We start from the raw sequence: 13,612 nt of genomic DNA on the forward strand, positions 1-13,612 counted from the left end.
ATCGTGAGCCATGCTATACGTTCTGACGATGCGCGCCGAAGAGGGTCGGCTGCGCACAATCGATGCGGGAGGTTCCCTTACTATGTCCATTGCCGGCGTTATCATCAACTTCGTGCGCGGATTCTGCATGGCCCTTGCCGACAGCGTCCCCGGCGTTTCAGGCGGCACCATCGCCTTTCTGCTGGGATTCTACGACCGGTTCATCGGCTCGCTCGACGACTTGTTCCACGGTCCGAAAGCCGCCAAGATCGATGCCGTCAAGTTCCTGCTCAAGCTAGGATTCGGCTGGATAATTGGATTCGGGCTTTCGGCGCTTGTGCTGACCAGTTTCTTCGACTCGCATATCTACCAGGTCAGCTCGCTGTTCATGGGATTCATCGTGTTCGCCATCCCCATTGTCGTCCTTGAAGAAAAAAGCACGCTGAAAGGCCATGCCGCAAGCCTGGTCTTCGTTGCAATCGGCGCCGCCGCAGTCGTGGCCATCACCCTGCTCAGCCCTGTATCGGACGAAGGCGTGAACGTGGCCGTCGGCAGCCTGAACCCCGGGATGGTGGCCTACGTGTTCTTCGCCGCCATGGTTGCCATTTCCGCCATGGTGCTGCCCGGCATCTCCGGCTCCACCCTGCTGCTGATCTTCGGCCTGTACGTGCCCATCATGGGGGCCGTGCGCGCGGTTATGGGATTGGATTTGGCCTATCTGCCCATCTTGCTGGTGTTCATCGCGGGCGTTGCCTGCGGCGTCCTCTTGTTCGTGCGCCTGATCAGGATGTGCCTCAAGAAGTTCCGGCCGCAGACCATGTACGCCATCGTGGGCATGATGCTCGGCTCGCTGTTCTCCATTACGCAAGGACCGCTCACCCTGACCGAGCCCCTGCCCGCCATGAGCCTGGATACGTTCAGCCTACTGTTCTTCGTGATCGGCGGCGTGGTGGTCGGCGGTTTGCAGCTGTTGAAAACGCGCCTGGAAGACCCGGCGGAAGCACGCAAGGACAAGGAAGCGTAACGAAGCGCGCGCCGACCCCTCGCGACGCTCGTCCAGGGTCGGCGCGCAATCTCCAAACGGCGTCAGACCTGCTTGACCGCCGCCTGCAATCGCGCAACGTCGGCATCGTCCGGATGGCCGACGGCCGCGTCGAAGTTCTCGATAAGCTGCTGCATGCGCGCGGCTTGAGCCGGCTGGGCCTGGGCCGTACGCTCGTAGCGAGTGCGCACGCTTTCGGGCATCTGCCCTTGGCACATGAACGATCCCGCGATGCGGGCAGATTCGGGAACATGCCGAGCCACGCGTGCCATTACGCCCGCAAAGTACGTCTGATCTGCGCCGAAGCCCGCGGTTCCGAACATGAACACGTCCTTGTCCTCCAGCTGGGACAGAACTTCGGCCATCTCGTCGGTGCAGTCGCCCCGATTCGTCCAGAATCCCGCGTACACGCGATCCGCCGCCGCCAGATCCTCCGAAGTCACGTCTCCAACGCGTCCGAACGCCACAATTTCTTCCGCAGGCAGCGCTTCCTTCACCGCGCAAGCCAATCGTTGCGTATTCCCCGTGCTGCTGTCGTACACGATTGCGTAGCTCATGGAAGTCCTTTCGCCAACGCGCGATTGCGCCTCAACACCTGATCGTCTTATGCCCGATACGTTATAACGCTCGGAAGCGTTTTTGCAAACGCGCGGCCAGCGGCCCCATGAAAGCCACGCATAAACATCCCGCGTGCATCCTTGCCCCCGAAGCCCTTCTTGCCGTAGGATTCTTGCAGCAAGCAAATCTCGCAAGCGAAGGAGCCTCCATGAGGGCAGTCGTTCAACGCGTAAGCCGTGCGCAGGTGGAAATCGACGGCAACACGGTAGGATCCATCGGAAAAGGCCTGGTCATTCTTTTGGGCGTGGGCCATGAGGACGCCGAAGACCAAGCGGAGCGCCTCTGGAGCAAGATAAGCCGCCTGCGCATATTCGAGGACGAAAACGGCAAGACGAACCTGTCGCTTGCCGACGTGCACGGCGACGTGCTGGTGGTTTCGCAGTTCACGCTGTTCGCGAACTGCAAGAAGGGAAACCGCCCCTCCTTCACGCAAACAGGCGCGCCCGACGAAGCGAACCGACTGTACGAATGGTTCGTCGAACGGGCGCGCCGCGACGTGCCGCGCGTGGAAACGGGGCGCTTCGGAGCCTACATGGACGTAAGCCTGACGAACGACGGCCCCTTCACCCTTTGGCTCGATACCGACGCGCTCTAAACCGCTACAGAAGAGCCTGCTCCCACTCGGCTTCCTTGAAGCCCACCAGCACGAAGTCCTCGCCCACCACAAGCGGGCGCTTCACCAGCATGCCGTTCTCGGCAAGCAAGGCGTAGGCGTCCGCATCGCTCAGCCCCGCATCGAGCAGCGCTTTGATGTTGCGTTCGCGATACACCATGCCGCTCGTGTTGAAGAAGCGGCGCAAGGGCAGCCCGCTTCTCTCATGCCAGGCGGCAAGTTCCGCAGCCGTCGGATTGTCCTCTACGATATGCCGATCCTCGTACGCAACCCCCTGCTGGTCGAGCCACGCCTTGGCCTTTTTGCACGTTGTGCATTTCGGGTACTCCAAAAACAGCACGCTTGCCATACGCTCCTCCTATCACCGGAAACGCTCCGTCAAAGACTTGTTGCGCTCATGATACCAAAGGCCGCAAGCGCAGGCTCCCTCCCCTTGCTATACTGGGAATATGTGCCAACTACAGGGCAGGGGCAAACCGAAAGGCGGCTACTATGATCTTCTATTTCACTGGAACCGGCAACTCTCTTGCAGCCGCGAAGATCGTAGCCAAAACAACCGACGACCTGCTGGTCGACATGGGCAAAGCCTACAAGTACAAGGACTTCGACTTCACCTTGGAGCAGGGAGAAGCGCTCGGCTTCGTCTTTCCCACGTACGCCTGGACCACGCCTCCTCTCGTGGACGAATTCATACGCCGCGCGAACTTCCGCACCGGCAACAAAGAGGTGTTCGCCCCTTGCTACTGCTACGCCGTTGTCAGCTGCGGCGCGTTCGTCGGAAACACCGCGCGCATCTTTGCGGATCGACTGCGACGCTGGCAGGGAATCAATCTGGACGCCTCGTTCAGCGTGAAATCGGTCGGAAACTGCACGTACCTGTACGCGCCCGCTCAGGGAGAGAAACGCGAGCGGCTTTTAGCCCATGCGGAAGTCGAGGCCCATCGCACGGCCCTGCGCATCAAAGCGCGCGAATGCGTGCACGCCGAGCGACGCAACCCCTTGGGCATCCTGCTTTCCCAGGTCACCGAACAAGACGAGAAGCCGCGCTCGACCAAGGATTTCCACACGCTTCCCACCTGCATCAGCTGCGGCCGCTGCGCCGATATATGCCCGACGAACACCATCACGCTCATCGACGGCACGCCGCGCTGGGCTGAGCTGGGCTGCACGCAATGCCTTGCCTGCCTGCACCGATGCCCCGTGAACGCCATCCAGTACGGCAGCAAGACCGAAGCGCGCGGGCGCTACGTGAACCCCGTGCTCGGCCCAGCCAGGCGCGCCTAGCCCTTCCCCGAAAACCTCGAGCCCTCCGCTGGGCCAACCCGGACGTTCGCAAGCGGATTGCTGCCCCATGGGCCGCCCGGGTTGCACGAGTCGCGAACGGGGCTGTCGTCGCGCAGGCTACCTGGAGCACGCAAACCGAAAACGGGGTCGAGCCACACTGGCTGCACGACAGCGCGAGCCGCGAACGGGGCTGTCGTCGCGCAGGCTACCTGGAGCACGCAAACCGAAAACGGGGTCGCAGCCACACTGGCTGCACGACAGCGCGAGCCGCGAACGGGGCTGTCGTCGCGCAGGCTACCTGGAGCACGCAAACCGAAAACGGGGTAGAGCCACACTGGCTGCACGACAGCACGAGCCGAAAACGGGACCGCCACCGCCCAAGCCGCGTCTGAGCGGCAAAACCACCTAGCTGCGCACGAAAATCCAGCTTCGCTGGCAGGTTCTGACGGTTTGAGGTCGTTTGACGTCCGCTGCAAGTCAGCCGTTTTCAGCCCGGACTCGCCACGCGCTCCTGAACAGGCACGATGCAAAGCGCTCTTCAGCCGAAGGGGTGGCGAAAGCGAATCGACGACCCCAAACCGTCAGAACCTGCCAGCGATGGCGGTTTTTCGTGCGCAAGCTTCCATTTGCCGGTCCTGAACACCGTCGAACCCCGCCCCTTGTGTGGAGCATCACCGTCGCGAGCGCGCAGGGGGCGGGCCGAGCGACGGCAGGCCAAGCCGGAAGGCAAGATGCCCAACCGGAAAAAGATGCTCGCTCGCATCTTGACGCGATCTCGTCAACTGATTATAGTGTGCATATCGGGTATATACACACTGTACAGTTCGCTATGCACACCATCGAACATGCAGAGGCGAAGCCCGACGGAGCCAGCAAGGAACGTGCTTGCGACCTCCCGGCGCGCGACAGGACGCTGCAGCGCGCCACCCGGATGCTCCGGGGACGCCCGAGCATCCGCGCACCACTTCGCTGCAGGCAACCCCGCGGCGAATACGAACTGGAACAGGAGCGATGTTGGACATCATCATCTCAAACGCAAGCGACAAGCCCATCTACGAGCAGATCACCAGCCAGCTGAAAAGCCTTATCCTGGCAGGCGAGCTCGCAGAAGGCCAGCAGCTTCCTTCGATTCGCGCGCTGGCGAACGACCTGCACATCAGCGTCATCACCACGAAGCGCGCCTATGCCGACCTCGAATCGCAAGGATTCGTCGAAACGGTGCAGGGCAAGGGCAGCTTCGTAGCCGGCGGCAACATGGAGCTGCTGCGCGAAGAGCGTCTTCGCCATATCGAAGACCTGCTGGTGAAGGCAGCGAGCGAGGCGCGGGACTCTGGCGTGAGCCTCGCAGAGCTGCATGACATGCTCGACCTGGTGGCAAGCGACAACATCTAGACGCATCCGAAACGAGCGAGCATCGCACACGACCGAAAGTGACGACTGATGAACGACCTTTTGAACATACAAAGCCTCTCGAAGCACTACGACGGCTTCGACCTGCAGGACGTGAGCCTGCGCGTGCCTTCGGGCAGCGTAGTGGGATTCATCGGCAGCAATGGAGCCGGCAAAACTACCACCATTAAATCCATCCTTGGCTTGACCAGGCCCGACAACGGACAGATTGCCCTGTTCGGCGAAGAAACCATAGGGGCTCCCCCCAAACGCCTCGCAGAGCTGAAGCAGCGCGTCGGCGTGGTCTTCGACACCTGCTCCTTCCCCGAGGAGCTGACGGTCGAAGCCGTGGGCAAGCTCATGTCCGTAAGCTACCGCGCATGGGATGCCGCAGGCTTTCGCGAGCGCATCAAGCAGTTCGAGCTTCCTCCGAGCAAGACGGTGAAGGACCTCTCGCGCGGCATGAGCATGAAGCTGTCTTTGGCATGCGCGCTCTCCCACGACGCCGATCTGCTCATCTTGGACGAAGCAACCGCCGGCCTGGATCCGATGGCACGCGACGAAACGCTCGACACCTTGCGCGCTTTCATGACCGACGAGAACCACGGCATCCTGATGTCCAGCCATATCACCAGCGACCTGGAGAAGATTGCCGATTACATCGTGTGCATCGACGAGGGGCGCATCGTGTTCTCCATCGAGAAGGACGCCATCGTCCATCAGGCGGGCATCGCTCAGTGCCGCGCGTCCGAGTTCGCCGCCCTGGCGGACAGCGGGCTGTACGCACCGGGGAGCCTGCACTACGCCCGCAACGCGTACGGCACCTCGGTGCTGGTGCCCGATCGGTTCGCCTTCGCCGAGAATTTCCGCGACGTCGTGGTGGAACGCGCCGACATCGATTCGTACATGAGCCTCATGCTGAAGGGAGAAGTACTGTGAACGCCATGCTCCTGTCCGATCTTCTGATCGCGAAGAAATACTTGATGCCGCAGGTGGGGCTCGGTATCGTCGTGGGTATATTCATGTGCATCATGATGGAGAACATCTACGTGATCGCGCCCGCCATCGCGGCAATGACCCCGTTTTCCGTAGCGTTCACCATACTGGCTTTCGACGAACGCGGGGGCTGGGAGCAGTTTAGGCTGGCGCTGCCGCTATCCCGCAAACACGTCATCACCGGGCGCTACGCAAGCTTCGCGGTGATCGCCATAGTCGGATTCATGACGGGCATCGTTGCCACGGGCCTGGTCATCATTGCAGCAACACTGTTCTCGAACGTGCCGCAGCTAGCCGCGCTCATGGTGAACTTCTCGTGGCAGGCTATCGTCTTGGCAAGCATCACGGGCGTTGCGGTCATCGTGGTCATGCTATCCGTCGTGCTGCCGATGGTCGCGCGTTTCGGCATGACGAAAGCGGTTCGATTCGCGCCCCTGATCATTTTCTTCGGCGTGTTCTTCCTGTTCACGGCAGGCGGCAACGGCGAGGTTCCCCAATTCCTCGCCAACCTTGCAAGCTGGGTGCAAACGCCCGAGGGAACGCTGGGAATGGCCGGTATCGTAGTGGCCGCCGCCGCAGCCCTCTACGCGGCATCGTGCGCACTGTCCATCAAGTTGTACGAACGACGCGAATTGTAAAGCGGGAACCGTACCGGGGCTGCTGTCCGAGCAGCCCCTTCGGAAAGGAGCCGCGCTTATGAAAGCAGCGATGCTGTCCGATCTCATTGTCATGAAAGACAAGCTGGTTCGCATAACCGCGTGCTGGATGCTGATCACCTTCGTCACTTCGGTCATCGCAGGAAACACTCCCCTGGTCGTCATATACGTTGCGATCGTCAACCCGATCATGACATGCAGCGCCCTTTTCCTCACAGAGAGCGCATCAGGATGGGAAGGGCCGCGCCTTGCCCTTCCGCTATCGCGCAAAAACGTCGTAGACGGCCGCTACGCCGCCCTTGCGGCGGTCACGGCGGCAAGCGTCGCCACCGGCGCGCTCGCGTATGCAGCGGGATGTTTAGCCACCAGCATATTTCCCGGGCTTGCCCTGCTAAGGGAGGCCGCATCGTTCGATTTCGCCTCCCTCGCGCTCTGCTGCGCAAGCGCTGTTGCATTCGCCGCCTTCGCTCTGGGCGTGATGATGCCACTCAACCTGCGCTTCGGTTACGAGGGAGCGCTGAAGTACGCACCCGCGATCTTCGTACTGGCGCTCGCATTGATTCCACAGGCTTTGGGTCCGTCCGGCCTGAACCTGCTCGCTATCGGCGCGCCCGCCCTTGAGGGATCTTCAAGCCAAATCCTGCTGCTTTCGGCAAGCCTCGTTGCCCTAGGAGCCACGTGGTACGTCGGATCGGCTTCCGTTGCTGCGCAACTCTACGAGCGGCGCAGCTTCTAGCGAATCCGCCGACTTTACGGGCGCTTCGCCAAAGTCGATAGCTTCACGCTGTCGGCGTACGACTCGATCGCGCGATCCAGCCCGATCCAAAATTCCCGCGCCGAGCAACCGCTGCTCCGCTCGCAATGCTCCGAGTCTTCAACGCAGGCAACGGGAGCCGAGCTTCCCTCGGTGGCCCGCAAGATGTCTCCAACGGTAATCTCATCCGCCGGACGCGCAAGCAGGTAGCCGCCGCTCACGCCTCGCACGCTTTTGAGCACGTCGGCCTTCACCAAAGCGCCACCTAGCTGCTCAAGATACTTGACGGACAAACCCTCGCGCTCCGCCGCCTGCCTCATGGTTACGAGCGACCCGACTTCTCCCTGTTTCGCTATATCGATCATAAGACGCAGAGCGTAGCGTCCCTTCGTCGAAACCATCATGTTCGCTCCACCGTCCTTTACTCGAGTCCCCCCGACGTACCACTGCCAAGGACTAGCTGGCACGCCGCCTCCGTAAATACATGCAACGAGGTAAGTATAGCCTATGCCCCTAAATTTAAGGCAGACCTCCCCTTTCAGGAATGTAAGGGAGGGGCAAGCGGTCGGTAAGAAAGCCTTAAGAGTTGGCTGGTATAAAGAATGGAGTCCCGATCACCGCATCGAAAGGAGCCGGGCATGACCGCTGGAACGCTCTTCAAACGATCGCTCGCTCTCGCGCTTATCCTAGGAGTACTTGCAACCGCATTCTTCGCGGCACGAGGATTCAACCTGTACCGAACCGCACTCGAGTCTCAAAGCCTCGACGATATGGCGACGGCTATCGAGAGCGAGCAGGGATTCACTTCCCTCGATAAACTTCCCGATCTGTACCTGCAGGCCGTTGTCGCAGTAGAGGATCATCGCTTTTACGCGCATCCCGGCTTCGACGTTATAGCCACCGGGCGAGCGCTGGTCAACAACATCAAGGCGCGATCCGTAGTGGAAGGCGGCAGCACCATCACGCAGCAGCTGGCTAAAAACCAGTACTTCACGCAGGAGCAAACGCTCGAGCGCAAGCTGGCCGAAACGCTCATGGCCTTCACCATGGAAAGCCATTTTTCCAAACGGAAGATCTTGGAACTGTACGTAAACTCGATTTACTTCGGCAACGGGTACGAGGGAATCGGGAACGCAAGCATGGGATACTTCGGAAAACAGCCCGGTCAGCTAACCGAAGACGAGTGCGCCATGCTGGCAGGCATACCGAACGCTCCCTCCGTCTACTCCCCCGCCAAAAACCCCGACCTTGCCCGCCAGCGTCAACAGGAAGTGCTGCGCAAGCTGGTCAGATACGACTACCTGGACCAAGCGCGCGCCCAACACCTGTCCGCGCGGCCCACGCTGTCAGCCGTAACGCCGAAAGCAATGACGATCCCCGCATAGCCAGGCCCGCGCCCGCGGCAACAACAGCAAGTTCTGTAGTCGTCGCGCGATCGTCGCTGCGCGCGCAATGCTCGCAACAGCCTCTGGTAGGATACCCGCATGAAACCTCGAACCAACAAGCGCCGCAGCCACGGCAAGCCTCGTCACGCCGCAACGTACGCGCCTGCGCCCCGCAGCTCTTCTCAGCATGCAAGGAAAAGCCCTCTGGCCGGCGTCCTGCTCGTCATGCTTGCAGGGCTTCTGTTCGTAGGGACGCTTGTGGGCCTGGGACAATGCACAGCCCCAGAAAGCGCCCCGAAAAACGCGGAGTACGTAAGCCCCTACGATTGGAGCAGCCTTGAACGTACCGGCGACCGCCTGGCGTATCGTCCGGGAGGGTCGTTGAAATCCCAGGTTGGCGTCGACGTCTCCGATCATCAAGGCTTCATAGATTGGAATGCGGTAGCTGCAGACGGCATCGATTTCGCTTTCGTGCGCATAGGAAACCGCGGGTACACCCAAGGGGGCTTGTCCGCCGATGCCCGCTTCGACGAGAACGTGCGCGGCGCGCAAGCCGCAGGACTCCAAACGGGAGCATACTTCTTCTCGCAAGCAGTGAACGCTGCCGAAGCCGTCGAAGAAGCGGAGTTCGTGCTGGCCCAACTCAACGGGCGCGCCCTTGAACTTCCCGTTGCCTTCGACCATGAGCCCGTGGCGGATCCCAACGGACGCGCCAACAACCTGGACAAAGGCACGCTCACTGCCGCGGCGATCGCGTTTTGCGAGCGCCTTGAAGCCGCTGGGTACAAGACCATGATCTACGGAAACAACGGGGATATGACGCGCTACGACCGAGCTGCGCTGGGAAACCGGCCCATCTGGTTTGCGGAATACGACGCCGCCGTGCCGCGGGCGCGTTTCGACTTCGCCCTGTGGCAGTACACCAACGGCGGCACCGTCGCAGGAATCAGCACGTCGGTCGACCTCAACCTGCGCATGACCGAAGCGCTGTAGCTTCGAGCGCGCCAGCGCGGCGCGAGCGAAAGGCACAGGGAAGCCGTAAAGGCAGGTCGCTCGGCACCTTTCGCCCGCAAACGCCCTTGTTGGCCAATCACGTCACGTATGTTACACTGATCGCCGCGATTCTGATCAAATTTCTAGGAGCTCTGTTTTGATGGCGGGACAAATCTACTAGCAAATCGCCTTGCGATTCCTGCATCGTTCTCATGATGCATGCAAGCGCAACTTGTCGTTGCGCTCGTTTCGTCCCGATTCCATGCAAAATTGGTAGCGCAACCGCATGCGCTACCGCATCATCAATTCAGCACACCACTATCAAGGAGCATCCTTATGACCGAATCAACCGCGCTCATGAGCGCAGGCGGGCAACCGCTTCCCAAACGATGGCTTGCCATCATCGCCACCATCTGGGCCGGGCAGGCCGCCTCGATGATCACCAGCTACGCCGCAGGATACGCGGTGATCTGGTACATCACCGAAACCACCGGCAGCGCCATCATGCTGTCCGCCGCAGCCATCTGCGCCTACCTGCCGCAAGGGCTTCTTTCGCCTTTCGGCGGCGTGATAGCAGACAAGTACAACCGGAAAACCGTCATGATCGCAGCCGATCTGGGCATCGGCATCATATCGCTTGGCCTGGGCTTCGTCATCTTGTTCGGCCAGGTTTCGTTCGGCTTGCTCATGGTATTGGTCATCGCGCGCAGCGTTGGGCAGGCATTTCACGGGCCGGCCATGATGGCGGCCATGCCGCTGCTCGTGCCGGAGAAGCACCTGCTGCGCATTAACACGCTCGACCAGCTGCTCATTTCCGTAGCGTCCATCGGCGCACCTGCGTTCGGCATCTTCCTGTACACCACGTTCGGATTCCACTCGGTCATGTTCCTGGACTTCCTGGGAGCGCTTTTGGCCGTTGCCGGCCTGGCCCTGGTGAAGATACCCACGGTTGTCGACGAGTCCGCGAAAGACCAGCACGTGCTCGCGAACATGCGCGACGGGTGGAAAGCCCTGTCGGCCAATCGCGGTCTGGTCATCCTGATTGCCGGCGTCACGATCGGCATGGTCACCTTCGCCCCGCTCGGTGCGATCTTCCCGCTTATGACGTTCGACCATTTCGGCGGAGACGGCTACGCGGCGTCCATCGTGGAAGCATCGTTCGGCGTGGGCATGATCATAGGGTCGGCCATCCTCATGATCTGGGGCGGCGGCAAGCGGCTTGCCCTTTTGATCGGGATCGCAGCTTTCATCGTGGGCGCGACCACCATGGCATGCGGATTCCTTGCACCCACCATGTTCTGGGTGTTCGTCGTGCTGTGCGCCGCAATGGCGGTCGCGTGCGCCTGGTTCAACGGCCCGCTCATCACGCTCATCCAGCGCAACACCCCTGAAGAGAAAACCGGTCGCGTGCTGGGTCTGGCCATGGCGGCCATGGGCCTGGCCTCTCCTGTGGGAATCGCGTTCGGCGGCGTGCTGGCCGAATCCATCGGCGTTGCACCGTTCTTCGTGGTGGACGGCCTGATCTGCCTGGTTCTGGGCCTGGCGATCTACCTGCCCAAAAGCGTGCGAGCGCTCGACAGCGACAAGCCGACCATCGTGCGCGACAGCGGTGCGGCGCAGAACGCAGAAACCGCCGAATAGCGCATGCCGCGACTGTGGGCGAAGGCGACCCCTCGCCCACAGTCGACACCCCGTATCGAACGTGCGGCCCGCTAGGACCTTCGGCTTGAACCGTACGCTGCGTTCTTGCGATTGCCGAAAGCGCTTCCCTTGCGCGCGCTCTTCTTGAGATCCTTGAGCACGTCCTCTTCGCTCGATCCCTCGACCTGCGCGCGCAGCTTCACCACCTGATCGCGCAAACGAGCGGCTTCCTCGAAGTCCATGCTCTTGGACGCCGCCACCATGTCGTCTTCCATAGACGATATGATGCGCAGGACCTCCTCGCGCGACAGCTCGGCCAGCTCCTTGTTGACCTGCTCCGCCGTGGTGTTGCCCATCTCGTCGGTCACGTAGCTCATGATGTCGTTGATGGCCTTGCGAATGGTCTGCGGCTCGATGCCGTGATCCTCGTTGTACTGCATCTGGATAGCGCGACGGCGCTTCGTCTCGTCGATGGCGCGCGCCATGGAGTCGGTGATCTTGTCGGCGTACATGATCACCTGGCCCGACACGTTGCGAGCGGCGCGCCCGATGGTCTGGATCAGGGAGCGATGGTTGCGCAGGAATCCCTCTTTGTCGGCATCCAGAATGGCGACAAGCGACACTTCCGGCAGGTCCAAGCCCTCGCGCAGCAAGTTGATGCCCACCAGCACGTCGAATTCGCCGCGGCGCAGGTCGCGCAGGATCTCCACGCGCTCAAGCGTAGCGATGTCCGAGTGCATGTACCGCGTGTTCACACCCTGGTCGAGCAAGTGATCGGTCAGATCTTCCGCCATCTTCTTCGTAAGCGTGGTAATGAGCACGCGCTCGTCGCGGGCAGCGCGCTCCTTCGCCTCGTCGATGATGTCGTCGATCTGCGAAGCCGATCCGCGCACGATGATCTCCGGATCAAGCAGCCCCGTCGGTCGAATGATCTGCTCGACCTGCTGCTGCGTGACCTTCTCTTCGTAGTCGCCCGGCGTAGCCGATACGTACACGAACTGGGGAACGCGGTCCTCGAACTCGTCGAATCGCAAAGGACGGTTGTCCAAACAGCTAGGCAGACGGAACCCATGCTCGGTCAAGGTGATCTTGCGCGAGCGGTCGCCTTCGTGCATGCCGCGAATCTGAGGCACGGTCACATGGCTCTCGTCGATAATGCAGAGGAAGTCTTTCGGGAAGTAATCGATCAGGGTGTACGGCGGCTCGCCCGGCTGGCGGCCGTCCATGTGGCGGGAATAGTTCTCGATGCCCGAGCAGAACCCCATGGTTTCGAGCATCTCCAAATCGTACGCCACGCGCATCTCCAAGCGTTGAGCCTCCAGCAGCTTGCCTTCCTCCTTGAACTGCTGCAAGCGCTCGCGCAGCTCGTCGCGGATCGTGCCCAGCGCGCGGTCCATCTTGGGGCGCGCGGTCACGTAATGCGACGCCGGCCAGATGGGCAGCGCTTCGAATTCGTTGACGACCTCGCCCGTCACGTTGTCGATTTCGGCGATGGCCTCTATCTCGTCGCCCCAGAACTCGATGCGGATGGGATTGTCCGCGTACGGCGGAAACACGTCGAGGGCGTCGCCGCGCACGCGGAACGTACCGCGCTTCAGATCGTAATCGTTGCGATCGTACTGAATATCGATAAGCTCGTGGATCACCTGGTCGCGATCCATTTCCTTCTGCTTGTCCACGAACACGGCCATCCCCGCGTAATCCATCGGGCTGCCAATGCCGTAGATGCACGACACCGAGGCGACCACAATGCAGTCGCGCCGCGACAGCAGCGCGGACGTTGCCGCATGCCGCAGCTTCTCCACCTCTTCGTTGATAGAGGCGTCTTTCTCGATGAACGTGTCTGACGAAGGAACGTACGCTTCCGGCTGGTAGTAATCGTAGTAGCTGACGAAGTACACCACAGAGTTGTTGGGGAAGAACTCTTTGAGCTCGCTTGCCAATTGGGCGGCCAGCGTCTTGTTCGGCGCCATGACCAGCGTGGGCTTCTGCACGGCCTCGATGGTCTTGGCCATGGTGAACGTCTTGCCCGATCCGGTCACGCCGAGAAGCGTTTGGTAACGAAGGCCGTCGTTCACGCCTTTGGCCAACTTTTCGATCGCTTGGGGTTGGTCGCCCGACGGCTCGAAGGGAGACACCACTTCGAACGGGGTGGTGGACAATCTCACTTCCGGCAGTTTGCCTTCCATTTCGATGCCCTCGATATTCGTAAGATGCGCCATCTATGATCCCTTCGAACAAGCAGGCGAGGTGGAAGGCCGG

Annotated in this window: 14 protein-coding genes; 10 read left to right on the plus strand and 4 right to left on the minus strand. The window is 61.0% G+C overall.

Translation table 11 applies throughout. The features are described 5' to 3' along the window. The first annotated feature begins 10 nt into the window (after positions 1 to 10). On the plus strand, positions 11 to 1,003 hold the full coding sequence (locus tag ACTQZK_RS03355) for a DUF368 domain-containing protein (RefSeq protein ID WP_231088240.1): 993 nt from the start codon (positions 11 to 13) through the stop codon (positions 1,001 to 1,003). 62 nt (positions 1,004 to 1,065) lie between these two features. On the opposite strand, the gene bilS is transcribed toward ACTQZK_RS03355, so the two are convergent. After that, positions 1,066 to 1,578 (minus strand): flavodoxin family protein BilS, encoded by a 513-nt coding sequence (gene bilS, locus ACTQZK_RS03360; protein ID WP_441898485.1) that lies wholly within the window; start codon positions 1,576 to 1,578, stop codon positions 1,066 to 1,068. Positions 1,579 to 1,787: 209 nt separating this feature from the next. Between bilS and dtd the strand changes: the two genes are divergently transcribed. Next, a complete protein-coding gene (gene dtd, locus ACTQZK_RS03365) occupies positions 1,788 to 2,234 on the plus strand; it encodes a D-aminoacyl-tRNA deacylase (protein WP_441898487.1) in 447 nt (148 codons plus the stop codon). A 4-nt stretch (positions 2,235 to 2,238) separates the two neighbouring features. Here dtd and ACTQZK_RS03370 read toward each other — a convergent pair whose 3' ends face one another. Further along, positions 2,239 to 2,601 (minus strand): arsenate reductase family protein, encoded by a 363-nt coding sequence (locus ACTQZK_RS03370; RefSeq protein ID WP_418830766.1) that lies wholly within the window; start codon positions 2,599 to 2,601, stop codon positions 2,239 to 2,241. Between the two features lie 143 nt (positions 2,602 to 2,744). On the opposite strand from ACTQZK_RS03370, the gene ACTQZK_RS03375 reads away from it, so the two are divergent. From ACTQZK_RS03375 to ACTQZK_RS03395, 5 genes are all read left to right on the plus strand, one after another. Beyond that, positions 2,745 to 3,536, plus strand: coding sequence for an EFR1 family ferrodoxin (locus tag ACTQZK_RS03375; RefSeq protein WP_441898489.1), 792 nt, complete (start codon positions 2,745 to 2,747; stop codon positions 3,534 to 3,536). Positions 3,537 to 4,547: 1,011 nt separating this feature from the next. Continuing rightward, on the plus strand, positions 4,548 to 4,928 hold the full coding sequence (locus ACTQZK_RS03380) for a GntR family transcriptional regulator (RefSeq protein ID WP_428421798.1): 381 nt from the start codon (positions 4,548 to 4,550) through the stop codon (positions 4,926 to 4,928). A gap of 48 nt (positions 4,929 to 4,976) precedes the next feature. Then, positions 4,977 to 5,864 (plus strand): ABC transporter ATP-binding protein, encoded by an 888-nt coding sequence (locus tag ACTQZK_RS03385; RefSeq protein ID WP_441898491.1) that lies wholly within the window; start codon positions 4,977 to 4,979, stop codon positions 5,862 to 5,864. A 5-nt stretch (positions 5,865 to 5,869) separates the two neighbouring features. After that, positions 5,870 to 6,559, plus strand: a complete 690-nt coding sequence (locus tag ACTQZK_RS03390) for an ABC-2 transporter permease (protein WP_225748982.1) — start codon at positions 5,870 to 5,872, stop codon at positions 6,557 to 6,559. 58 nt (positions 6,560 to 6,617) lie between these two features. Continuing rightward, positions 6,618 to 7,313 carry an ABC-2 transporter permease gene (locus ACTQZK_RS03395; RefSeq protein ID WP_216529063.1) on the plus strand — a complete coding sequence of 232 codons (696 nt, stop codon included), beginning with the start codon at positions 6,618 to 6,620 and terminating at the stop codon, positions 7,311 to 7,313. 14 nt (positions 7,314 to 7,327) lie between these two features. Here the strand turns inward: ACTQZK_RS03395 and ACTQZK_RS03400 are convergent, their stop codons facing one another. Beyond that, positions 7,328 to 7,735: an RrF2 family transcriptional regulator gene (locus ACTQZK_RS03400; RefSeq protein ID WP_114566564.1), complete on the minus strand. Its 408-nt coding sequence runs from the start codon at positions 7,733 to 7,735 to the stop codon at positions 7,328 to 7,330. A 234-nt stretch (positions 7,736 to 7,969) separates the two neighbouring features. On the opposite strand from ACTQZK_RS03400, the gene ACTQZK_RS03405 reads away from it, so the two are divergent. The 3 genes from ACTQZK_RS03405 to ACTQZK_RS03415 all read left to right on the plus strand — a co-directional run bounded on the left by ACTQZK_RS03405 (position 7,970) and on the right by ACTQZK_RS03415 (position 11,350). Further along, a complete protein-coding gene (locus tag ACTQZK_RS03405; RefSeq protein ID WP_114566563.1) occupies positions 7,970 to 8,716 on the plus strand; it encodes a transglycosylase domain-containing protein in 747 nt (248 codons plus the stop codon). 99 nt (positions 8,717 to 8,815) lie between these two features. Then, complete coding sequence (locus ACTQZK_RS03410) at positions 8,816 to 9,709, plus strand: glycoside hydrolase family 25 protein (protein ID WP_231088242.1); 894 nt, start codon at positions 8,816 to 8,818, stop codon at positions 9,707 to 9,709. A gap of 336 nt (positions 9,710 to 10,045) precedes the next feature. Continuing rightward, the gene (locus tag ACTQZK_RS03415) at positions 10,046 to 11,350 is read left to right on the plus strand and encodes an MFS transporter (RefSeq protein ID WP_216529062.1); all 1,305 of its coding nucleotides are present in this window, start codon (positions 10,046 to 10,048) and stop codon (positions 11,348 to 11,350) included. A gap of 71 nt (positions 11,351 to 11,421) precedes the next feature. On the opposite strand, the gene uvrB is transcribed toward ACTQZK_RS03415, so the two are convergent. After that, the gene (gene uvrB / locus ACTQZK_RS03420; RefSeq protein WP_301282390.1) at positions 11,422 to 13,572 is read right to left on the minus strand and encodes an excinuclease ABC subunit UvrB; all 2,151 of its coding nucleotides are present in this window, start codon (positions 13,570 to 13,572) and stop codon (positions 11,422 to 11,424) included. Between the last annotated feature and the right edge of the window lie 40 nt (positions 13,573 to 13,612).

The organism is Paraeggerthella sp. LCP19S3_G8, from assembly GCF_052119225.1.
Lineage (GTDB): Bacteria > Actinomycetota > Coriobacteriia > Coriobacteriales > Eggerthellaceae > Paraeggerthella > Paraeggerthella hominis.